A 22,312-nucleotide genomic window follows, 5' to 3' on the forward strand; every position below is an offset into this window, starting at 1 on the left:
ATGATCGCGAAGTAGAGCGCGCCGCATGGAACGAGGGAAAGTCCTGGGGGGTTTTAGTCTGGGAAACTACCAGGAGAATGGGAGGAAAATGCAGGAAACTACGAGGAATTGGGCTGAATATCAGACGACAAAAAAGAATTGCCCTGTCGTGACCGGCACCGCATTGCGGGCCACGACAGGGCGTTGGAGCATTTCAATTCAAGCTGAACGGCTTGCCGAAGCCATTCAGACCATAGTCGCCCTGCTACAAATCGAGTACCAGGTTCGAAGTCGGGCGGCTGCAGCACATTAACCGCATCCCTTTCTCGATTTCGCGCGGACGGATGCCGCCGTTGTGCTTCATGTCCACGGAACCTTCGAGCACCTTCGTCTTGCAGGTCCCGCAGATGCCCTGGCTGCATGACGACGGCAAGGGCACGCCGGCCTTGCGCGCGGCGACGAGCACGGTCTGCGAGGCGTCCATCGTGAACGAGCGGCCCGAGCGCGCCAGTTGCACCGTAAAGCCGGCCTGCGCAGCCGGCTCGGCGCTGGCCTCGGCGACTGGCCCTTCGGCGCACTCCACGGTCTCCGCGAAGTTGAAGCTTTCCTGATGATAGTGGGCGGGGTCATGGCCGCCATCCGCGAGCATCTTTCTGCAAGCGTCCATATAACCACCGGGTCCGCAGATGAACACCTCGCGCTCGCGATAGTCCGGCACATGCTCCTTCAACAGATCCAGGCTGAGGCGCCCCACGGGCCCCGACCAGTCCGGTTCGCTCCCGAGCGCCTCGCAGACATGTACCACACGCAGTTTGTCCGAGAGCGCACACAAGTTCGAAAGCTCGATGCGGAAGATGATGTCTTCCGGCGTTCTTGCGCTATGAATGAACACGATGTCGCGGTTCAGCCCCAGGTCGAGCGCCGCGCGCGTCATCGACATCAACGGCGTCACGCCCGATCCCGCCGAAAGATAGAGACTCTTGGCAGCCGGTCCCGAAGACGGCGTAAACACCCCCGACGGCCCGAAGGCCTTCAACTCGACGCCCTCTCGCATGTTCTCGTGCAGCCAGTTCGACATGACGCCGCCCGGCGTGCGCTTGACCGTAATGGAAAGCGTATAGGGACGCGTGGGCGGCGAGGAGATCGTGTAGCAGCGGCTGACCTCCTTGCCGTCGATTTCGGCGGACACAGTAATAAACTGGCCCGGCTCGAAACTGAAATGGCCCTCCCGCGTGCTGAACACGAAAGTCCGCACGTCGTGCGTCTCGGCACACACGCGCATGCACGTCAGCATGCGCTGCTCGTGACTCGGCCACTGTGCATCAGCGCGTTCCCACGTGCTCGCACTGCAAAAGCGATCAAGCATGTCCTGACCCTGCCCGATGAAACATGAATCCGCGGCTACGTCCATGGCGACCTCAAACTCCGTGCGCCTTCAGCTTCGCGTCGTACCAGCGCGAAAACTGGTCGAGCGCTGCCTCAGTGAAGTTCGAGAAAGGACCCGGAATATAGGCCGGATCCTGCGTTCCCGCATGCGTGTTCCCGACGAGCTCCGCGTCCTGCGTCGTGGTTGCGACCCACACTTCAGTGAGCCGCTTCAGGTCGTAGTCCACGCCTTCCACCGCATCTGCATGGACCAGCCAGAGCGTGCGCACGAGCGTCTTGTCCGGCGCGAGGGGCAGGCTATAGGCGATCACGGCATGGTCGCTCATCACGTGAGTCCACGAATGGTGGCCCCACATGTGGACGTCGCCGAGGTCGCGGCGCGTGACGTCGCCCAGCAGCTTCGTGCAGGCCACTTTCGTGTCCAGCGTCTGCGATTCGTTTGCACCCGAGATGACGAGGCGCTGAGTGCGGAAGTTGGTATCCACGCTTTCGTCGAGCGCTTCAACCGTGCCGCAGACATAACCGTCTTTTTCCCAGTTCTCCTGGCATGCCGCGTTGCGCTTCAGGTAATCGTCGTAGGCCTGCAGCGACGCTTCGCTCTGGCCGTCCGGACAAAAGCCGAAGTCTTCCGCGAGAAACGAATTCGTCAGCTCCGGATGCGTACCCGCGCAGTGGTAGCACTCGCGGTTGTTTTCCATCACGAGCTTCCAGTTGCCGTTCTCGACGATCTCCATTTCATAGGCGATCTTCGTACGGGCCAGGTCGTACGGCGCGAAGCGCGGGGCCATCACGGCCTCGAGCTTCTCGAAGTCCGCAGGCGGTTCGTCGGCGAGGCACACGAAAATATGCGCGCCCACCGTCTTCACATGGACCGGAATCAGGCTGTGGCAGCTTGCGTCGAAGTCCTTGCCCATATGCGTCGAATGCTTGAGGCTGCCGTCCAGGTCGTACGTCCACTGATGGTACGGACACACGAGCATCCCGACGCTTGCCTTGCCCGCCTTCTTCATGATGCGCGAGCCACGATGACGGCAAACGTTGCGATACGCCCGCACGTTCTCGTCGTCGTCGCGCACGATGATGATCGATGCACGGCCGATATCCACCGTGTGGACATCGCCCGGTTCCGGCACGTCGGCCGTCACACCAACGAGAATCCAGAGCTTGTGAAAAAACACTTCGACATCCGTTTCGAAGACGTCCTGACGCCCGAACAATTCACCGGGCATGCCGTGTCCTTTCTTGCGGCTATCGACGAGTTCGCGGTGCGTTTGAATTTGAACCTCAGACATGGTGAGCCTCTGGATGAGAACGTTGCGTAGCGTTCGGGACACTGATATGGCGTGAAGTATTGGACCTTCAAAACGCACCGTCAACGCGCTTTATAAGCTGCTTCACATTCGTTTAAATCATGCGAAAATGCGCCCGAAATGCGGCGCACGAAATGGGCCTCCCGGGTCGACTAGCAGGGAATTCCAGATCAGGGCTTCCCCGGAAGAGATGGCCGTCAATGCAGGCAACAACCCCCACTCGCCTTACCCGTCGACAGATTGGAAAGCGGATGAAAACCACCAAAGCAACGAAAGGCTATCGTCGGATCGTTCCCTCGCTGACCGCCCTTGTCGAGTTCGAGGCCGTGGCACGCCTTGGAAGTTTCACCTATGCGGCAAGCGAACTGGGTGTCACGCAGTCCGCCGTGAGCCGACAGGTGCGGTTCCTCGAAGAAACGCTCGGCGTGCAACTCTTTCACCGCCTGCACCGGTCGATTGATCTGACGAGTGAAGGCGAAGCGCTTTACCTGGTGGTCGCGGAGTCCATGCAGAAGATCGCCGGCGTCTTCGATCGACTGGTGACCGGAACCGAGCAACGAGAACTGGTGCTGGCTTCGACGGCTGCGTTTTCGCAGTTCCGGCTCTTGCCGCGGCTCGCGAAGCTGAAGAAGCTCGATCCGCCCTTGCAGCTGCGTTTGTCGACCGACATGTTTACGGCGGACCTTCGGCATGTGGAAGTGGATGTCGCCGTGCGCTATGGGGACGGCAACTGGCCGGACGGAACTTCGACCTTGCTGTTCGACGTTGAAGTCTTTCCCGTCTGCTCGCGGGAGTTCCTCGAGGAATACGGCACGCCGCGCTCGCTCGACGACCTCGCGAAGATGGCGCTCGTGGAGTCGGATGCCACGTCCGAAGGATGGATGGGCTGGAACGAATGGTTTCGCGCTGTCGGGTACCGGCCCGCGCGCCTGAACAAGCTGCTACGGTGCAGCCTCTACACCGACGCCATTCAAGCCGTGCGATACGGACAGGGAATAGCACTCGGGTGGAACAGACTGGTCGATGACCTGCTGCAAACAGGCGACCTGGTTCGCATCTGCCTCGCAACTGTCCGCCCCACCGACGCTTATTTCGTCGTGGTGCCTCACGGCCGGGCCATTACCCCCGTCATCACGCAGCTTATCGAGTGGCTGCGAGGGGATCCGGCGCGGCGCTGACTGCAGGAGTCCTATCAACACAATTACCGGAGCCCCCATGTATCAACGACATGAGAACCTCGAGCATTTCATTCGCGTAGCCCGAGCGCTGTTTCAGGCGCCAGCGCTGCCGGAGGCCGGCCGCCAGATGGCCATGAAAGTATTCGAGCGACTCGAACAGCCATCGGACGACGGCAAGCGCAACCTCGCACGCTATCCCGCCTGCGACCTCCTCGATTCGGCACTGAGGCCGTTGCTTGACGAAACAAGCAGTCTCGGCGATACGGCCCGCGCCATCAAAACGCTCGAACCCGCTATCGGCTGGCAGCGGCGAACGTCCGGATCGAACGGAAGCAAGGACTATGTCGAGAAGCACGTGAACGGCATGATTTGCGGTCCCGGCGGCATGGAAAGCCGATACGACGTGCAGCTAGGGTTTTCGCTGCTCGCGCCGAACACGCGATACCCCGATCATCGACATCCCCCTGAGGAAGCCTATGTGCTCCTCAGTGCCGGGGAATTTCGCCAGCGTGACGGCGACTGGTTCGATCCAGGCATCGGCGGTGGCCTCCGCAATCCGCCCAACAGCCTGCACGCCATGCGCTCGGGCGCCACTCCGCTCCTCGCGCTATGGTGTCTGCTGGTATAAGCGTCCCTTTCGACTATCGGCGGCCCAATCAAAGGTTCAGCAGCCCGCGATACAAGCCGTAGCCTGCCACGATCGCGGCAACGAGCACGGCCGCGAATACGAATTTCTCCAGATGCGTAAACACGTTTTCCCCGGCCTCGCGCCGCGCCTTGGCGAACAAGACGACGCTCGGCGCATAAAGCAGCGACGAAAGGAGAAGGTATTTCACGCCGCCCGCATAAAGCAGCCAGACAGCGTAGAGCACGGAAACCGCAGCAATCACCAAATCCCTGCGGCGTTCCGGTTGCGACAACTCGTAAGTCTCGCCGCGAATGGCAAGCAGCAGCGCGTACGTCGCCGACCAGAAGTAAGGCACGAGAATCATCGAGGTGGCGAGATAGATGAGCGAGAGATACGTGCCCTTCGACACCAGCGTGATGAGCAGAAACAGCTGCACCATGCCGTTGGTCAGCCATAACGCGTTGGCCGGCACCTGTCTCGCGTTTTCCTTGCGGAGGAACGCGGGCATCGTGCGGTCGCGCGCGGCCGAGAACAGAATCTCCGCACACAGCATGACCCACGAAAGCAGCGCGCCGGCCAACGAAATGGCAAGCCCCACGCTCACCAGCACCACGCCCCAATGTCCGATAACGTGTTCAAGCACGCCTGCCATCGAGGGATTCTTCAGCCCCGCGAGTTGACGCTGCGTCATGATGCCGAGCGCCAGCACATTGACGAGCACCAGCACGAGAAGCACGACGAAAAATCCGATCACCGTGGCCTTGCCGACGCTCTTGCGATCCGCGGCACGTGCCGAGAAAACGGTCGCCCCCTCGATGCCGACGAACACCCAGACCGTGACGAGCATCATGTTTCGGACCTGATCCAGCACACCGCCCAGCGCCGGATTCGAGCGCGCCCAGATATCGGCCGAGAAGACATCCAGCCGAAACGCGAGGAGGCAGATCAGAATGAACAGGACGAGTGGAACGATCTTCGCAATCGTCGTGAACTGATTGATGAAACTCGCTTCCTTGATGCCCCGCAGCACCAGAAAATGCACGCTCCACAGCAGCACCGAGGAGCAGGCGATTGCGGGTAACGTATTGCCTTCGCCGAATACAGGGAAGAAATACCCGAGCGTACTGAATAACAGCACGTAGTACCCGACGTTGCCGAGCCACGCGCTGATCCAGTAGCCCCAGGCCGAGGCGAAGCCCATGTAATTGCCGAATCCGGCCTTGGCGTATGCGTAGACGCCGCCATCGAGATTCGGCTTGCGGTTGGCGAGTGTCTGAAATACGAGCGCGAGGGCCAGCATGCCGAAGGCCGTAATGACCCAGCCAATCAGTACGGCGCCCACACCGGCCGAAGCGGCCATATTCTGCGGCAACGAAAAGATGCCGCCGCCGATCATCGAGCCCACGACGAGGGCAACGAGCGCACCCAGTCGCAGCCCGTTTGTCTCCCTGTGTTCCCCAGCGGCATCGAACCCGTGGGTGGCGTCGCTCATATCCGCTCCGTCTTCGCAGTGTCAGGTCGGCGTATCCGGCTCCATTGCGAAATCAATGTTGGCAGGTATGCAGGCAAATGCAAGGAAAACGCGGTGCATTCGGAATGCGACAGGAAACGACAGGAAACGTCGGGCAATGCACGGCGCATCGCCGGCATTGCGATATGATCGCGCTTTACTGTGCCGGGATTCCCTACATGCAAGTGCTGGTCGACGCTGACGCCTGCCCCGCCGTCATCAAGGACATGTTGTTTCGGGCCGCGCGGCGTGCCGAAGTCCTGGTGACGCTGGTGGCAAACCAATATCTGCGCACACCGCCGTCGCCCTTTATCAAGTCGATTCAGGTGCCGGCGGGTTTCGACGCGGCTGACGCCCGTATCGTCGAACTGGTCGAGGCGGGCGACCTCGTGATTACCGCCGACATACCGCTTGCCGCAGCGGTGCTCGAAAAGAACGCGCAAGCGCTCGATCCGCGCGGCAACTGGTTTACGCGCGAAAACATTCAGGAACGGCTGACGATGCGCGACGTGATGGATCAACTGCGCAATGCAGGCATCGAAACGGGCGGTCCGGCGCCGTTCAGCGCGCGTGACAGCAAGGCGTTCGCCGGCCAGCTCGATCGATTTCTCGCGCGGCATAGCCCGCCGCCGCGCAAGACTGAGTGAGCGCAGAAGGCGCGAGACGTTTGGGATCGTCGTGGTCCCGCACACGCGAATCGCGCGCGATTAGAGCCGAAATATTTCCTGCGCGCCGCTAACCCCTGCAAAGCGCAGGGTTTTTGTCAGGTGATTTGACGCCAAAAATGAGGCGGCGCGACCGCGAACCCCGCTGCCTCCCGAAACAAGCCGATCCCCCGCCCGCCCCAGCCCAGCCGGACTTTGCCGCGGATCGCCCCTGCCGGGCTCGATGCGTATTGGGCAGACACGATAGTTCGTCGTCCTCAACGCTGTGCGTTTCGCTCTTGCCATTGGGCGGCGTCTTTCCTATGATCATCAAACGCGAATCACTCTCATTCTCATCGAAGCGTCACGCGCCGCGTAAACGGTTGCGCGTTGCGCCTCGTTAGCCTTCTCGCCGTCTTGGTCCTTCGATGAGGTAACCCGACATGGTCCTTTCCGCTCCAGGTGAAAGTTCAATCATGAGTACAACTAATGTCAAACCAGGTCCAACCTCGCCCGTGCTCGACTTCGTGGCGATCGGCCTCGGGCCGTTCAATCTGAGTCTCGCCTGCCTCGCCGATCCGATCCGCGATCTGCGCGGCCTCTTCCTCGAACGCAACGAGGACTTCGACTGGCACCCGGGCATGCTGATCGACGACACGACGCTGCAAAACCCATTTCTCGCCGATCTCGTCAGCCTCGCGGATCCCAAAAGCAAGTTCAGCTTCCTCAACTACTGCAAGCAGGAAGGCAAGCTCTATGCGTATTACATTCGCGAGCGCTTTTATCTAAGCCGCGCCGAATATAACCGCTACTGCAAATGGGCTATCAGCCAACTGTCGAGCATCGCGTTCGGCTCGAGCGTGGAGCACGTTGAATACGACGCGCAGCAAGGCCATTACCTGGTGCGCGGGCGGCACGTGCGCACCGGCCAGCCGTTCATGCATCGCGCCGCGCGCCTCGTGATCGGCGTGGGTTCCGTGCCGCAATTGCCGCCGTGCTGCGCCGAGCTGCGCGAGCGCTGCATCCATAGCGCGCATTACGTGGCGTGCAAAGCCGAGCTGCAGCAAAAGCGCTCGATTGCCGTGATCGGCAGCGGCCAGAGTGCAGCCGAGATTTTCTACGACCTGCTCAAGGAAAGCGACGAGCACGACTACACGCTCACGTGGATCACGCGTTCGCCGCGTTTCTTCCAGATGGAAAATACGAAGCTCACGCTGGAAATGATCTCGCCCGACTATATCGACTACTTCTACAACCTGCCGGACGGCGTGCGCGAAAACATCATTGCCAAGCAGGACAGTCTCTACAAAGGCGTGAACGCCTCGCTCATCAACCAGATTTATGACCTGCTCGACGACCGCCGCAGCCGCGGCTGCAACAGCGCGCGCCTCATCACCAATTCCGAGTTGAGCGCCTGTCGTCACGACCGTATCGAAGACCGCTTTCACCTGCGCTTCGTGCAACGCGACGAGGGCGTGCAATACACCCACGTGACGGACGGCGCGATCTTCGCGACCGGCTATGGGCAGAACGTGCCCGGCTTCATCGAGGGCATTCGCGCACGCATCCGCTGGGACGACAAGGGGCGCTACAGGCTCTCGCGCAACTATGCAATCGACGTAAGCGGGCGCGAGATCTTCGTGCAGAACGCAGGGCTCTACAGCCACGGCCTGACCAACCCCGACCTCGGCATGAGCTGCTATCGCAACTCCTGCATTCTGCGCGAGCTGACCGGTGTGGAGCACTACAAGATCGAGCGGCGCATCGCGCTGCAGGACTTCTCGGTGCCGGACACGGAAGCGTTCGTGAAGATGCCGCTGGAGGCGCAATGAAGCTGCGCAGCACGATCATCCTGATGACGACCTTCGCCGTCATCAGCGATGCGATCCTGATTCCCTTCTACCCGCAGTTCTTCGCCGCGCGCTATGGCGTGACGAGCCCCGTGCATGCGGGCGCTTACGTGGCGTTCATCTCCATTGTCGTGATGCTCACGCTGCCGCTCTGGGCACGCATTGCGAAGCGCCTCGACGCCATGCATCTGCTCGTTTATACGCAGTGCGCCGCGGGCGTGCTTTCGGTCGCGAGCTATTTCGCCGCGACGGTGCCGCTCTTCTGGGTACTCTCGCTCGCGATGTTCATGTGCAAAAGCAGCTATCTGCTGATGTACCCGTACATGATGCGCCTCGAAGCGAAAGAATCGCATCCGCATACCATCGGCGTGCTTTCGGTGGTGGTGCACTTCGGCGCGATTGCGGGCGCGGTGGCGGGCGGCTTCGTCATGCAGGTCTGGGACGCGCATCACTGCATCTTCGCGATGGCCGCCGGCGACTTCGTGCAGATGGCGATCTGCCTTGCGCTGATCCGCACTCACCGCATTGCGCGGCGCTGCCGGTTTGCGGACTCTGCCGATGAAGCACCGGTCAAGCCGGGTCTGCGTGCGCGCATGCCGATCCTGCGTCTCGCACTGCTCATGCTCGCGTTCGACTTCTGCGTGTATCTCATCCGGCCGTTCATGGCGGCGTACTGGCAAGCCGTCACTCATGCGCCCGGCGAACTGGTTCCGGGGCTCGTGTTCGCCATTCCCGGCATGGTCGCGCTCGTCGCGCTGCGCCTGAACAAGCGCCTCGCCACCCAGGGCAAGCGCGTGCCCGACCACATGCTCGCGAACCTGCTGCTGTGCACCGCCGGCATGCTGCTGCAAGGCGTGGAGGCGCCGCTGTGGATCGTCGTGGGCCGCGTGATGTTCGGCTGGGCGCTGTTCCAGATCGTCGTGAAGCTCGACGTGACGATGTTCGCACTGAGCACGCCCGCCTCGTATGCCGCCGATTACAGCGTCATCAACTTCTTCCAGAACCTCGGCGTGCTGCTGGCTTCGTTCGCGGCCGGCGCGATCGTCGACAAAGCCGGCTTGCGTGCGCCGTTCTTCGTGGCGTCCGTGGGCCTCGTTTTCACGGCGCTCGCGAGCGTCTGGCTGCTCGCCCGGCCGCGCGCCCAGGACTCGGCCCTTTCCAACCCGATTGCCGAAACAGGAGTCACCGCCCGTGCGAACTGAAATCGCTGCCGAGGAAATCGCGCTGTGTCATGTCCCGGCTGCACGCATGGCCATGCCCGAGGCCTTTCACATCCGCCCGCTCGACGCGCAACGCGACGCGCCCACGCTGCACCGCTGGTTCATCGAAGAACGCGCCGCGTTCTGGAACATGCGCGACAAGAGCGTGACGGAGGTGGCCGCGTTCTATCAGGCTATCGAGGACTCGGGGCACGCGCGCGCCTGGCTCGGTTCGCAGGATGGCGTACCCGCCTTCCTGTTCGAAAGCTACGACCCGGCTCACGAAGAGATCGGCGAGCACTACGACGTGTGCGAGGGCGACCTCGGCATGCATCTGTTCGTCGGCCCCGCGGCCCGGCGCACATCGGGCTACACGCGCCACGTCTTCGAAACCCTCATGGCGTTCCTGTTCGAGCGCCTTGGCGCGCAGCGCGTCGTCGTCGAGCCGGATGCGCGCAACGCACGCATCCACGCCCTGAATCGCGCGATGGGCTTCGTGTATACGAAGGACGTCGCGTTTCGCGAGAAGACCGCCTCGCTCGCTTTCTGCACGCGATCCGCTTTTTACGCCGCCATTACGCAGGATCACTAAATTCCATAAGGACATCGCAACATGAATCACGTCGCAACCCAGGCTTCCATGCAACATGTGCTCCTCACGCCCCATGAGGCTACCGCCCACCTCATACCCGAGGTGTGGCAGCACGCGAACCGCATGTTGGTGCGCAAGGCCATTGCCGAGTATGCGCACGAGCTGATCGTCGAGCCACAGCGTGTGGGCGATGCGCCCGGCGAGCACTACGCGCGCTATGCGCTCGAATCCGACGACGGTACCCGCGTCTACACCTTCGACGCGCGCCTGCTCGCACTGCGCCACTGGAGCATTCGCCCCGAGACCATCGTGTGCTCGCAGGACGGCGCGCCGCAACCGCTCGACGCCCTCGCCTTCATCCTCGACGTGAAAGCGCGGCTTGGCATCAAGGAGGAGATGCTGCCCATCTACCTCGATGAAATCAGCAGCACGCTGTATGGCGCAGCCTATAAAGCGGTGAAAGATGGCCCGGACACAGCCGAACTCCTCGATGCCGATTTCCAGTCGATCGAAACCGCGATGAGCGAAGGCCATCCAGGCTTCGTCGCCAACAACGGCAGGCTCGGCTTCGACGCGGGCGACTATCGCGCGTTCGCGCCCGAGGCAGGCTCGCCGATTCAAATCGTCTGGCTCGCCGTGCACAAGGAGAACGCCGCGTTCCACAGCTCAGCCGACCTCGACTACGAACAGCTCATGGCAGAAGAACTGGGCGTGGAGACCATCGCGCGCTTTCGCTCGATCGTCGAAGCGCGCGGCGTGGACTTCGCCGACTATCGGTTGATGCCGGCGCACCCGTGGCAGTGGTTCAACAAACTCTCGATCGCGTTTGCGAGTTATGTCGCGACCAACCGCATCATTTGCCTTGGCTTCGGCGCGGACCGTTATCAGGCCCAGCAATCGATCCGCACGTTCTTCAATCTCTCGGACCGTTCGAAACGCTATGTGAAGACGTCGCTCTCGATTCTCAACATGGGCTTCATGCGCGGACTCTCGCCGTACTACATGTCGGGCACGCCCGCCATCAACGACTTCATCAAAGGCCTCGTGGCGAGCGACGCGTATCTGCAAGGCAAAGGGTTCACCATCCTGCGCGAAGTCGCGTCCATCGGCTTTCGCAATCGCTATTACGAAGCGGCCGTCCAGGTGGACAGCCCCTACAAGAAGATGTTTTCGGCGCTCTGGCGCGAGAATCCGCTCAGTCTCGCGGGAGACGGCCAGCGGCTCATGACCATGGCCGCGCTGCTGCATACGGACCGCCATGGCGCAGCGCTGCTGCCGGCGCTGATCGAGGCTTCGGGGCTCACGGCGCAAGCCTGGCTCGAGCGCTACATGGAGGCATATCTCGCGCCCCTCGTCCATTGCTTCTACGCACACGATCTCGTGTTCATGCCGCACGGCGAAAATCTCATCCTAGTGCTTGAAAACCATGTGCCCGTGCGCGCGATCATGAAGGACATTGCGGAAGAATCTGCCATCCTCAACAAGGATGCGCAGCTTCCGGAAAACGTCAAGCGCCTCGCCGTGGACGTGCCCGAGCGCGTCAAGCTGCTCGCGATCTTCATCGACGTGTTCGATGGCTTCTTCCGCTACATGAATCAGGTACTCGTCGAGCACGGCTGCTGCACGGAAGACGTCTTCTGGGACACGGTGGCGCGCTGCGTTGCACGCTATCAGGACGAGCACCCGCAACTCGCGCGCAAATACGCCGAATACGACCTCTTCGCGCCCGAGTTCCTGCACTCGTGCCTGAACCGCCTGCAACTCGGCAACAACCTGCAGATGGTCAATCTCGCCGATCCCGCGGGCAATCTGAAGATGGCGGGCAATCTGCAGAACCCGCTGGCGGGCAGGCGCGGCGCGGCGCGAAACGCCGCGCAAGCGAATGGCATGAACGCCGAAGCGGTCGCGGCATAAGCATGGCGGCAAACCGCGCGCTCGACGACATGCTGCAACTCGCCGCGCGGCTCGTACCGGGATTGCGGGGCGTGGTAGCCGCGCGCCCCGCGCAAGGCATCGTGCATACGCGCCCGGCGCCGCCTGGCGGGGACGCCAATCGCGCTGCGCTCGATGCGCTCCTTGCCTTCTGGTCGCGCACCTACCCGGAAGCGGGCCGCCTGTACTGGTCGTCGCGCTGCTGGGGCATCCTGATCTGGCAACCGCTCTACTTGAGCGTGATCGGAGTGCATGCGGCAGGCGTGTCGCTCTCGCTTGCGGACATCGCGCAACCCATTGCCGAGGGCTGGACCCGCGAGGTCCGCATACGCGATCACGAACCGGCGCAGGGCGACACGCACGCATTGATCGCGCACGCCGCACGCGAAATCGTCTCGTGCTGCGAGCAAATGCACGACGAGTTGATGCCGGTGACTCGCCTGAATGCGGCAGCAGCGCGCGGCACGCAAGCCGACGTAGTGCTCGCCGCACTACTTGCGGCACGCAAGGCGCGTCCCGAGTGGAGCGACGCACAGGTCGAGGCGCATGGCCGGCAGTGGCTCGCAGCGCTCGGCCTGCAAGGCTGCTCAGGCTATTTCCCGTTTTCGCGCACGGACGGCGCAAACGCACTCGCGCTGGAGCGGCGCACCTGCTGTTACCACTATCGCCGCCGCGACGGCGAACTCTGCAGCACCTGCCCGCGGCTCGCAAAGCATGAACGCATCGTGCGCCTGAACGCGCAACACGAAACAGGATGAAACCGACCGATGAACGATATCAGTGACCTCGCGCATCTCGCGCTGCCGACCGATACGGAGGAGGTGCATGCGCAATTGCCCGCGAGCGCCTATTTCGACGAGACGCTGTTCGAGCGCGAGATGGCGCGTATCTTCGCGCACTCGGCGCTATACGTGGGCCACGAACAGTCGGTGCCCGAGCGCGGCGACTGGCGGCACCTGCCGCAGGACGAAGGCGGCCGCGTGCTGGTGCGCGGCGAACACGGCGTGCAATTGCTCTCGAACGTCTGCCGTCATCGCCAGTCGCTCATGCTGGGCGGCAAGGCCGGCAACGTCGCTGAGAGCGGCGGCCCGCCTGCGCAAGGCAATCTCGCCGCGAGCGGCGGCAACATCGTATGTCCTTTGCATCGCTGGACGTACGCGCCTGGCGGCGAGTTGATCGGCGCGCCCGAGTTCGAGCGCAAGCCGTGCCGCAATCTCGAACGTTTCGAACTGCGAAATTGTCATGGGATGCTCTATGAGGGACCCCGCGAGCCCGCGCGCGACATGGCGCGCGTGTTCATGCGCCCCGAGTTCGACTTCTCCGGGTACGTGCTCGATCACGTCGAAACGCATACCTGCCGGTACAACTGGAAAACCTTTATCGAAGTCTATCTGGAGGATTATCACGTCGCGCCATTCCACCCAGGCCTCGGGCGCTTCGTGACCTGCGACACGCTCGACTGGGAATTCGCCGAAACGTACAGCATGCAGCGCGTGGGCGTACACGCCGCGCTTGCGCAGCCCGGTTCGGAAATCTATCGCGCGTGGCACGATCGATTGCTCGATTATCGCGGCGGCGAGGCGCCCGAGTTCGGCGCCATCTGGCTCGCGTATTTCCCCACGCAGATGATCGAGCTCTACCCGCACGTGCTCGTGGTCTCGACGCTGTATCCGAAGAGCCCGCAGGAAACGCTCAACGTGGTGGAGTTCTACTACCCCGAAGAAATCGCGGCATTCGAACGGGAATTCATCGAAGCTCAACGCGCGGCGTATCTGGAGACGATGATCGAGGACGACGAGATCGCCGAGCGTATGGATGCGGGACGACTGCGGCTCCACCGGCGCGGCATCAGCGACGCCGGGCCGTATCAGTCGCCGCTCGAAGACGGCATGCGCCATTTCCATGCGTGGTATCGGCGCGCCTTCGCGGGACCGCTCGAATGAGCCATTGCGTAACCGCGCAAGGCAGGCGGTTTGCATTGGCGCGGCGAATGCAACGCACGCCCCGCGCCTTCTCGTTACGTCAGGCGTTAGCCACTTCGCTCAAGCTCGGGTAGTCCGTATAGCCTTGCGCGGCGCCCCCAAAGAAGCCGTTGCGATCCGCCGCGTTCATCGCCGCATTGCGCCGCAGGCGGGTGACGAAATCGGGATTCGCCAGCACCATCTGACCGTAGGATTCCAGATCCGCCAGCCCCGTGGCCACATCTGCGCCAATCTGTTCGCGCGGGCGGCCAGCCCGGTTCACGATCAACGCGCCCTTCCACAGCTTGCGAATGTCACCCAGCAGCGCCTCGTCGCCCTGATGCGCGATGTGCAGATAGGCGAGCCCCAGTTTGTCGAGTTCGGCCACCAGATAGTGATAAAGATCGGGGCCTTGGGCGCCTTCGTCGATGCCCCACAGCGTCGTGCCCGGTGAGAGGCGGATAGCCGTGCGGTCCGCGCCGATTTCGCCGGCAATGGCCGCCGCGACTTCGAGCGCAAAGCGTGCGCGGTTTTCGATCGGGCCACCGTATTCGTCCGTGCGCGTATTGGCGCTCGGCGCGAAGAACTGCTGAATCAGATAGGCATTCGCGCCGTGGATTTCGACACCGTGCGCGCCGGCATCAACGGCGTGGCGGGCGGCGGTGCGGAAATCGTCGACGGTGCGGCGGATTTCCTCGATGGTCAAGGCACGCGGCACGGGAATGTCCTGCATGCCGCTGGCCGTGAACATGGCCGTACCCGGCGCAATGGCGGAAGGCGCGACGCCCACGCGGTGGTGCCGCGTATTGTCGGGATGCGACATGCGGCCGGCGTGCATGAGCTGGATGAAGAGATGACCGCCTCTCGCATGTACGGCCGAGGTGACTTTTTTCCATCCGGCGACATGCGCGTCGCTATAAATGCCCGGGGTCGTCATGTAGCCCTGGCCCTCATCCGAAGGCTGCGTGCCTTCGGTGACGATCAAGCCAACGCTCGCACGCTGGGCGTAATACTCGGCGGCCAGTTCGCCGGGCGTGCCGTCGGCCAGCGCGCGCGAACGCGTCATGGGCGCCATGACCAGACGGTTTGGCAGCGTGTAACGTCCGACGCGTACGGATTCGAAAAGCTTGCTCATGATGATCACCTCGACTGGTTTGGATGGGTGCATCATCGCCTGCTTCACGATTGGGATAAATATGGTAATTTGGATATCATTGATCCATTGATGGAGCAGTGAAGGTGGAACTATTGAACGACATGGCCTTGTTCGTCGAAGTCGTCAAAGCCAAGGGGTTTCGCAGTGCCGCCGACGCGACAGGCATGCCGAATTCCACCCTTTCACGCCGCATCAGCGGCCTGGAAAAGGCGATCGGACTGCGCCTGCTCCATCGCACGACGCGCAAGATCGAGTTGACCGAAGCGGGTCAGGTCTACTTCGAGCGCTGCAAGCGCATCGTCGATGAAGCCCGCCTCGCGCACGAGCAGCTAGGCGACATGGTCGCGCAGCCCAGCGGCGTGCTGCGGGCCTCGTTTCCGGTCGATTTCGCCGTCACCTACCTCGCGCCCCTGATCGCCGAATTCGCCAGTCTCTACCCAGCCATCTCCTTCGATTTCGAACTGAATCCGCGGCGTGTCGATCTGGTGAGCGATCCGTTCGACGTGGCGATCCGCATGGGCGAGTCCGAAAGCTCGCAACTCATTGCGCGTCCGCTGGCGTCGCTCACACCATATCTCTATGCGTCGCCGGGCTATCTCCGGCGCGCGGGCGAGCCAGGCAAGCCGGCCGACCTGGAACGGCACGAATGCCTGGTTATCCTGAGGGCTGACACGTGGACCTTGCACGACGCAAAGCGCACGAGCATGGTGAAGGTGGGCGGACGCTTTACGCTCAACAGCGTCGGCATGATCCGCCGCCTCGCTACGCTCGACATGGGCATCGTGCTGCTGCCAGCGGAAATCGTGGCCGACGAGGTGGCCAGCGGAGCGTTGCGGCGGATTTTGCCGCAATGGCATGGCACGCCCACGCCGGTCTACGCGATTACGGAAACGCGTCTGCTGCCAGCGAAGACGCAGCGGTTTATTGAGTTTTTGCGGGCGCGGCTGGCGCGGTAGCGCACCCAAAAAAAAGGCGATCACGCATCAGCAGAGTGATCGCCCTTTTGCCGCGTCGGGCCTGCACGCGGTCAATCAGCCATTAGAACGCGACGTAAGGCGCGGTCCCGCCGGGTGCCGTCCTGCCCGCAATCGCGAAGTAGACATTGCGCCCGAAGAAGAATGGCAATCCCCAGTCGAACGTCGCGCTGGTTGCGGTCCCCGCGAGATTGTTGAAAGCCGAGGCGCGCGTACTCGCAAGTATGTTTGCGTTGGCGACCATGAAGGACATGCTCACAGGCGTCGTGGCTCCCGCGTTGCCAAAGGCTGTCGCCGTCAACGCCTGGGTGGCCGTCGGGCAGTACCACCCGGTCCCGCCGGCGCACTGGGTTATCGAACTGTCGGCGAAAAACAGGCCATTGGATCCGCTGTCGACATATGACTCGGCCAGCACCTGCCCGTTGTACTGGGTTGAGATGAACAGGCTCGCGTCATAGCCCAGCACCGAAGTCGCACCGAACGTGTTGTTCGATTGCGTTCCTATCCCGAACACGAGCGAACCATCGACGGACGCCTGTCCCGCAGCCGAAATGGCGGGCAACTCGACGATGACGCCGTTGTTGTCCTGCGGGAGAACTGCCACCGGGTTCTGAATCTGGGCCGAGGCGGTCACTGCCGTCGACGTGCAAGTTCCAGTCGTCGTGTTACAGGAATAGTAAATGTCCTTCGACGCATTGCTCGTGCAGCTCGGGCAATCCTCCACGAGATTCGCTACGCCCAGAATCCCGTTGGCGCCAATGACTGACGGCGTATCCGCGAGGGTGACGCCACAGGCACTGGGTGCGGCAGGAAATCCGCCGGGCGTGCCGTCGATCATCATCGGCACGTTGCTGGCAACTTCGCCAGCCAGCTTGATATCGGCGGTAGCCACCGGCCCCCAGAAATACCGGCCGTCCGCGAACGGGTAGCACTCGCCAAGCACATTGCCGCTGCTGTCCTTTTGCTGGGGCAGCGCACTCGCCAGGGCACCGAGCGCCGAGGACGTGAGACGCAGCCCGACCGAACCGGTGTCCACGATAACGTCACTCACGATCGTACATTGCGTGGTGCCATGGAGGCACACCGTCACCGTGGCTACCGGGAGATTGGGCGAATAGCCGCTACCTGAAGGCGCCAATGAGTTGTCCACCCTAATCGGCAGGACGTTACCGGTGCCCAGAGTAGGGTCGCTCGAGTTCCCACCGTTGCTCGTGCCCGAACCCGGTGTGCTCGATTGCGCGGTCTGGCCGCCGTTACCGCTGCTGCCACCACCGCCGCCGCAAGCGGCCAGTACGGCACAGAGCCCCATTGCCCAAAACGCGTTGCGAGTCGAGTTCATTTCAGGTCCTCCGGCGTGACACCCGCAGGAACCGCAGCCGGCAACCAGGCCGTGCCTCGCATGTTGTTCATCCGTCCGCCTCCCACATAGCGCATCTGCGCCGACTCGACCGCTACGTGTCGATGCAGGTCAGCGTGGGTCGGCGTCTGCAGCGCGGCCTTGTATTCGGAGAAGTAAGTCCCGAACAATTGCGAAAGATCCGGCGGGCGCGGCCCGCTCCAGGACACGGCGAAAACTTGCCCTGCCGCATTTGCGTATTCGCGTACCGTCGTGCCCGTGGGCAGCGTGATGACCTGGGTGGTGTAGGTCGAGGTCGAGGTAGATGCCGTCGAGGACAACTGCCCCCTGAGCGCGGACGCTTCGATCTGAAGTGAGTCGATCTTCCCGCCCAAGGCGGCCTGTGCAGAAGACTGGCATATTGCAATTGAAGCGACGCCTGCCAGTGCAGCAATTAGCAAAGCGCGTTTTCCCCGGAATTGATAAGGACGTACTCTCATGTTTTTCTCGTCTTTACTCTCTTTTTAATCGAGGCCACCCGCACAGGAAGTGGATATAGCCTCATGTTGGCACAGCATTTATTCGGTGATTATCTCAGTCGCCCTCAGTTAATTTCAGTCATTGAGCTTTTGTTTGCTGAGGCGCGCATCCCCTCGACTATCCTGGGCGCTATCTTCGATCTGGTATACGCGCGTTCGCACCACGGGAAGCTCGGGCGGTTCCTGTGCGATTCCCCATGCGCTCAACAAGCCGTCAAACGATGCGCCGGCCGGCGATGTCCGTGGCTCGGGCAGAGGTACGCCAGTCGAGCGGTAACGCGCGGATCCTCGCGCACTCGCGCCCTTATTGACGCGTTCGGCGGCGCCGTTGCGCATGGCGTAGCGAACGACATCCGAGGCTTCGCGCGAACTCATCAATCCCGACGCAGTAATTTCGCTGACTGAGGCGCTTTCACGTTGCGCCAACCAGTGCAGCAGCGTGAGCGCACTAGCGTGAACCTTCATTACTGCCCTCTCCCGTCTTTGTCGTGTGCCTGTCCCCGGCGCAGATCACGCTCGCGGCGTAAGGACGGCGCTCGCCAGGAGGGGGTGAATAGCTCGCCAGGCGCGGGCTTACGCAGTAACCCCGGAGCGGCCGTCAATCCCCGTGTTTGCACTCATCTTTATCTGCACATCAGAGGGTATCGGCAACCGTCAGACGAATCTTTAGCGCACACGATCAACTTGTGGCGCTCAGCTCGTTTTGTAATAAAAATGAAGGAATTCGATATTCAATTGAATCAGCCACCGAGAACCTCAGTGCGCCATCCCGCTCACTCGCACCCCATATCCCGTCACAATCGACGCGGCGGCCAGGCCGCCGACAAATGATGCAAAACACATAAACTCCGGACTGACGCTTCCAGACGACCGCAAATCACAACGCTACGCCAACACCCTGAAGGCGAGCCTGGCGCGCTGAAGCCCGCTCACGCCGCCGGCGCGCGGCGCGCGAACAGGCGCCGCGTCAGATCGAACGCTACGAGGTTGCCCGAGACGACCAGCAAAAGCCCGATAACCGCAAGCAAGGACCACCGGTAGCCCTCGTAGACCGTCGAAACGGCCAGAGCGACGATCGGGAACAAGACCGTGCAATACGCCGCGCGCTCGGGCCCGATCCGGCCAACGAGCGTCAGATAGGCCGTAAAACCGATCACTGACCCTGCCACGACGAGCCAGGCCAGCGCGCCGAGATAGCGCGCATCCATTTCGAGCCTGAACGGCAATCCGGCCGCGGCACTGCCGGCCACGAGCACAGCGGTGCCGATCAGCATGGCCCAGCCGTTCGTGACGAGCGGATTGAGCCCCATCGACTGCATGCGGCTGGATAGCAGATTGCCCGTGGAAAAGCACAGCGTGCCGAGGAAGGCCACGGCGAGGCCGAGCCACGCGGTCTGATCGCCGATATGGCCGGCCATCTGCTGCAGGAAAAGACAAACGATCCCGATCAGGCCCAGTACGGCGCCGCCCACGGCGGAGGGTTGCAGCGGCCGCCCCATGAAAATGCGTCCGTTGATCGAATTCAAGAGCGGCGCGGTCGAAAACACCACGGCCACGAGCCCGCTCGGCACGATGTTCTCGGCATAGTAAAAGCACAGGAAATTGAGGCAGAACAGCGCCAGCCCCTGGGCGACGAGATAGCGCCACGCCGCGCGCGGCGGCCAGATGGGGCGGCGCATCACGCCCAGCAGCGCAAACACCAGAAGTGCCGCGAGCCCGAAACGCCAGGCGATCGAAACGGGCGCGGGCACGACGCCAAGCTGCCACTTGATAGCGATCCAGGTGGTGCCCCAGATCAGGACGGTGAGCATGTAGAGTAAGAGATTCATTACGGGAAAGGACCTCGAGTCGATGCCCCAACTATGGCGCACGGGGCCGGCGCGGACTTGTCCAGGATTGCGCATTTCTTGCCTGCGCCCGGCCACGGCCAGCAACGGCGGGGGCGCGAGCGTATACTTTCAAAAGCCGCTCTGACTACCCGCTTTGTGGACCCCATCACCGCCTTGCAGCACGCCGCCCCGACCATGAACGCCCAGGTGCCGCTTCCCGCACCCGCCCTCGCCAATACGCCCTTTGGGCTGCATTCGGTGTGCCGCACGCTGAGCGAGGCCAATGCGACGCTGGAGCGCTTTGCGTGGCTCGGCGACCAGTTCGCGGCCGCCGTGTGGACGCGCGTCACGCGCGAGGCCGAAACCGTCTATGACCGGCCGGGCCATCACACGCTGTCGTGCTATCTCGACGGCGGCTACCGCACGGAGCGGCAGAAACTGCCTGGCGTGTACGGCGCGCCAAGCCGCCTCTGCGCGCTGCCCGGCGACCATGAATCGCGCTGGTGGGTGCGCGGCCACATGCATTTCATGCACCTGTATTTCCTGCCCGAGCACTTCACGCAGCGCGCGGTGCGCGAACTCGACCAGGAACCGCGCGAACTCACTCTCGCTGACCGCACGTATTTCGAAGACGAACGCATTGCCGTGCTCTGCCAGGCGCTGGCCAACGAGAACTGGGCCGATCCAGATGGACTTTTACGCAGCAACGAAACGGCGCACGACGTGCTGAGCCTGCTGCTGCGCAGCCAGGGCGTGCGGCGCGCGGGCGCGGCCCTCAAGGGCGGCCTCGCCGTATCGACACGGCGGCGGCTGCGCGACTATATCGACGCCCACCTGGGCGAGACGCTGACGCTCGGCGCACTGGCCGATGTCGCGTGCCTTTCCGAGTACCATCTCGCGCGTATGTTTCGCACCTCGTTCGGGCGGCCGCCGCATGCGTGGATCGCCGCCCAGCGTCTGGAGCGCGCCCGCCTGCTGTTGCGCACGACCGCTCTGCCGCTCGCGCAGATTGCCGCAGAGTGCGGGTACGCGAACGCGAGCCACTTCAGCCATCGCTTCCGCGATGCATTCGGCGCCGCGCCGAATGTCTATCGTCAAGCATTCCCGAAGTAGTCGTATGTCCCTCGATCCCGCGGTGCGTGGCTCCATGTTTTGCCGCGCGGCTGGGTCTTGTCGCGACTGCCGGGCCTGCCTATCGTGACGTCATGCCCTAGACGTTCACCGCAAAGAGCCCGTCATGTTCCGAACCATCGTCGAACACACTTCGCGTTTTAGCGCCGTTTTCCCCTTATCGCCCGCTTTGCGCACGACCTTGCGCGGCGGCGCTATTGTGCTTGCGGCAGTCATGGCATTCACGCTTGCGCTCATGTTCGCGCCACACAGCACTCGCGCTAATCTTGCGCTGTGTGTTGCATCGTACTCCGAATCATTTTCGGAACACGACAGGATAGATGCACACAACGCCCAGTCCCTCGCGATCGAACGCTGCATCGACTAGCCGCGGTACTCCATCAGCAAAAATCAAAAATCCCCCATAACGCCGAGGCTTTGTCACAATGTGCGCTACGCGTCGGCAATGAGACGCCTTGTCAAAGGAGATCGTGATGGCGGAACTTGTGACTTGCCTGTGGTTCGATGAAGGTAGAGCACGCGAAGCGGCGGAGTTCTACGCCGCGACGTTTCCGGACAGCCATGTCGGGGCTGCCCATGTATCCCCGATACCAGGCATCGGTGCGGGGGCGGAACTGGTGGTCGAATTCACGGTGCTCGGCCGGCGCTTCGTGGGCCTGAACGGCGGCCCCAACTTCCAGGCGAACCAGGCCGTGAGCTTCATGGTCGAGACCCACAGCCAGGAAGAGACCGACCGCTACTGGAACGGCATCGTCGGCAACGGCGGCGAGGAATCGGATTGCGGCTGGTGCAAGGATCGCTGGGGTTTTTCGTGGCAGATCACGCCAAAGCGCCTGCTCGAATGCGTCTTCGGCACTGATCGCGAAGCCGGCAAGCGCGCGATGGAAGCGATGATGACTATGCGCAAGATCGACATCGCCGGAATCGAACGCGCCGCCGCAGCGAAGTAGGCGACACGCCGCCGGACACCGCAATCGCCACATAGCTGGCATGCAGATGGCGCCGACATGGCGCGCGTGTCATATCAGGCGCATAAAGCCCCAACCACGCCGCGAGCAGGGAACGATACCTGCGAGATGCCCTCGTACGCACAAGGGCGACGCTCACGATAAGTGAGCCGCCGCCCTGCCATTCATCGAGCGGTCAACGCCAGCCTGAGCTGGCGCCGCCGCGATGCT

Annotated in this window: 20 protein-coding genes; 13 read left to right on the forward strand and 7 right to left on the reverse strand. The window is 62.5% G+C overall.

The window, feature by feature from the left end; translation table 11 throughout:
* Nucleotides 1-244: 244 nt before the first annotated feature.
* On the reverse strand, nucleotides 245-1,345 hold the full coding sequence (locus tag ACOJB8_RS09385) for an FAD-binding oxidoreductase (RefSeq protein WP_475012190.1): 1,101 nt from the start codon (nucleotides 1,343-1,345) through the stop codon (nucleotides 245-247).
* Nucleotides 1,346-1,397: 52 nt separating this feature from the next.
* Nucleotides 1,398-2,657, reverse strand: coding sequence for an aromatic ring-hydroxylating oxygenase subunit alpha (locus ACOJB8_RS09390; protein ID WP_475012192.1), 1,260 nt, complete (start codon nucleotides 2,655-2,657; stop codon nucleotides 1,398-1,400).
* 269 nt (nucleotides 2,658-2,926) lie between these two features.
* On the opposite strand from ACOJB8_RS09390, the gene ACOJB8_RS09395 reads away from it, so the two are divergent.
* Nucleotides 2,927-3,853 (forward strand): LysR substrate-binding domain-containing protein, encoded by a 927-nt coding sequence (locus tag ACOJB8_RS09395; protein ID WP_475012399.1) that lies wholly within the window; start codon nucleotides 2,927-2,929, stop codon nucleotides 3,851-3,853.
* A gap of 37 nt (nucleotides 3,854-3,890) precedes the next feature.
* Entirely contained in the window at nucleotides 3,891-4,481 is a 591-nt protein-coding gene (locus ACOJB8_RS09400; RefSeq protein ID WP_069263815.1) for a dimethylsulfoniopropionate lyase, read from the forward strand.
* Nucleotides 4,482-4,509: 28 nt separating this feature from the next.
* Here the strand turns inward: ACOJB8_RS09400 and arcD are convergent, their stop codons facing one another.
* The gene (gene arcD / locus ACOJB8_RS09405; protein WP_069263813.1) at nucleotides 4,510-5,973 is read right to left on the reverse strand and encodes an arginine-ornithine antiporter; all 1,464 of its coding nucleotides are present in this window, start codon (nucleotides 5,971-5,973) and stop codon (nucleotides 4,510-4,512) included.
* A 197-nt stretch (nucleotides 5,974-6,170) separates the two neighbouring features.
* On the opposite strand from arcD, the gene ACOJB8_RS09410 reads away from it, so the two are divergent.
* The 7 genes from ACOJB8_RS09410 (at nucleotide 6,171) to ACOJB8_RS09440 (ending at nucleotide 14,151) form a co-directional block, all read left to right on the forward strand.
* A complete protein-coding gene (locus tag ACOJB8_RS09410) occupies nucleotides 6,171-6,638 on the forward strand; it encodes a YaiI/YqxD family protein (protein ID WP_069264168.1) in 468 nt (155 codons plus the stop codon).
* Nucleotides 6,639-7,111: 473 nt separating this feature from the next.
* Nucleotides 7,112-8,467, forward strand: a complete 1,356-nt coding sequence (locus ACOJB8_RS09415) for a lysine N(6)-hydroxylase/L-ornithine N(5)-oxygenase family protein (protein ID WP_475012194.1) — start codon at nucleotides 7,112-7,114, stop codon at nucleotides 8,465-8,467.
* The gene (locus tag ACOJB8_RS09420) at nucleotides 8,464-9,687 is read left to right on the forward strand and encodes an MFS transporter (protein WP_475012196.1); all 1,224 of its coding nucleotides are present in this window, start codon (nucleotides 8,464-8,466) and stop codon (nucleotides 9,685-9,687) included. Before ACOJB8_RS09415 ends, ACOJB8_RS09420 begins: the two co-directional genes overlap by 4 nt.
* Nucleotides 9,677-10,276 (forward strand): GNAT family N-acetyltransferase, encoded by a 600-nt coding sequence (locus tag ACOJB8_RS09425; RefSeq protein ID WP_475012198.1) that lies wholly within the window; start codon nucleotides 9,677-9,679, stop codon nucleotides 10,274-10,276. The genes ACOJB8_RS09420 and ACOJB8_RS09425 overlap by 11 nt, the downstream gene beginning before the upstream one ends.
* 21 nt (nucleotides 10,277-10,297) lie before the next feature.
* Nucleotides 10,298-12,190 carry an IucA/IucC family protein gene (locus tag ACOJB8_RS09430; RefSeq protein WP_475012200.1) on the forward strand — a complete coding sequence of 631 codons (1,893 nt, stop codon included), beginning with the start codon at nucleotides 10,298-10,300 and terminating at the stop codon, nucleotides 12,188-12,190.
* Nucleotides 12,191-12,192: 2 nt separating this feature from the next.
* Nucleotides 12,193-12,966 (forward strand): siderophore ferric iron reductase, encoded by a 774-nt coding sequence (locus tag ACOJB8_RS09435; RefSeq protein WP_475012202.1) that lies wholly within the window; start codon nucleotides 12,193-12,195, stop codon nucleotides 12,964-12,966.
* 9 nt (nucleotides 12,967-12,975) lie between these two features.
* On the forward strand, nucleotides 12,976-14,151 hold the full coding sequence (locus ACOJB8_RS09440; RefSeq protein ID WP_475012203.1) for an aromatic ring-hydroxylating oxygenase subunit alpha: 1,176 nt from the start codon (nucleotides 12,976-12,978) through the stop codon (nucleotides 14,149-14,151).
* A 79-nt stretch (nucleotides 14,152-14,230) separates the two neighbouring features.
* Here ACOJB8_RS09440 and ACOJB8_RS09445 read toward each other — a convergent pair whose 3' ends face one another.
* Nucleotides 14,231-15,304 carry an alkene reductase gene (locus ACOJB8_RS09445; RefSeq protein WP_475012205.1) on the reverse strand — a complete coding sequence of 358 codons (1,074 nt, stop codon included), beginning with the start codon at nucleotides 15,302-15,304 and terminating at the stop codon, nucleotides 14,231-14,233.
* Between the two features lie 104 nt (nucleotides 15,305-15,408).
* Between ACOJB8_RS09445 and ACOJB8_RS09450 the strand changes: the two genes are divergently transcribed.
* Nucleotides 15,409-16,281 (forward strand): LysR family transcriptional regulator, encoded by an 873-nt coding sequence (locus ACOJB8_RS09450; RefSeq protein ID WP_176732869.1) that lies wholly within the window; start codon nucleotides 15,409-15,411, stop codon nucleotides 16,279-16,281.
* A gap of 82 nt (nucleotides 16,282-16,363) precedes the next feature.
* Here ACOJB8_RS09450 and ACOJB8_RS09455 read toward each other — a convergent pair whose 3' ends face one another.
* The 3 genes from ACOJB8_RS09455 to ACOJB8_RS09465 form a co-directional block, all read right to left on the reverse strand.
* Nucleotides 16,364-17,638 (reverse strand): DUF3443 family protein, encoded by a 1,275-nt coding sequence (locus tag ACOJB8_RS09455; RefSeq protein WP_475012207.1) that lies wholly within the window; start codon nucleotides 17,636-17,638, stop codon nucleotides 16,364-16,366.
* Nucleotides 17,635-18,030, reverse strand: coding sequence for a DUF2844 domain-containing protein (locus tag ACOJB8_RS09460; protein ID WP_368624635.1), 396 nt, complete (start codon nucleotides 18,028-18,030; stop codon nucleotides 17,635-17,637). Before ACOJB8_RS09460 ends, ACOJB8_RS09455 begins: the two co-directional genes overlap by 4 nt.
* Before the next feature lie 1,073 nt (nucleotides 18,031-19,103).
* Entirely contained in the window at nucleotides 19,104-20,003 is a 900-nt protein-coding gene (locus ACOJB8_RS09465; RefSeq protein WP_368605252.1) for a DMT family transporter, read from the reverse strand.
* Nucleotides 20,004-20,198: 195 nt separating this feature from the next.
* Between ACOJB8_RS09465 and ACOJB8_RS09470 the strand changes: the two genes are divergently transcribed.
* From ACOJB8_RS09470 to ACOJB8_RS09480, 3 genes are all read left to right on the forward strand, one after another.
* A complete protein-coding gene (locus ACOJB8_RS09470; RefSeq protein ID WP_069263781.1) occupies nucleotides 20,199-21,116 on the forward strand; it encodes a helix-turn-helix domain-containing protein in 918 nt (305 codons plus the stop codon).
* A 124-nt stretch (nucleotides 21,117-21,240) separates the two neighbouring features.
* A complete protein-coding gene (locus tag ACOJB8_RS09475; protein ID WP_475012210.1) occupies nucleotides 21,241-21,501 on the forward strand; it encodes a hypothetical protein in 261 nt (86 codons plus the stop codon).
* Between the two features lie 106 nt (nucleotides 21,502-21,607).
* Nucleotides 21,608-22,084, forward strand: coding sequence for a VOC family protein (locus ACOJB8_RS09480; protein WP_475012212.1), 477 nt, complete (start codon nucleotides 21,608-21,610; stop codon nucleotides 22,082-22,084).
* The last annotated feature ends 228 nt before the right edge of the window (nucleotides 22,085-22,312 follow it).

This window comes from Paraburkholderia sp. BR10141 (assembly GCF_056155635.1).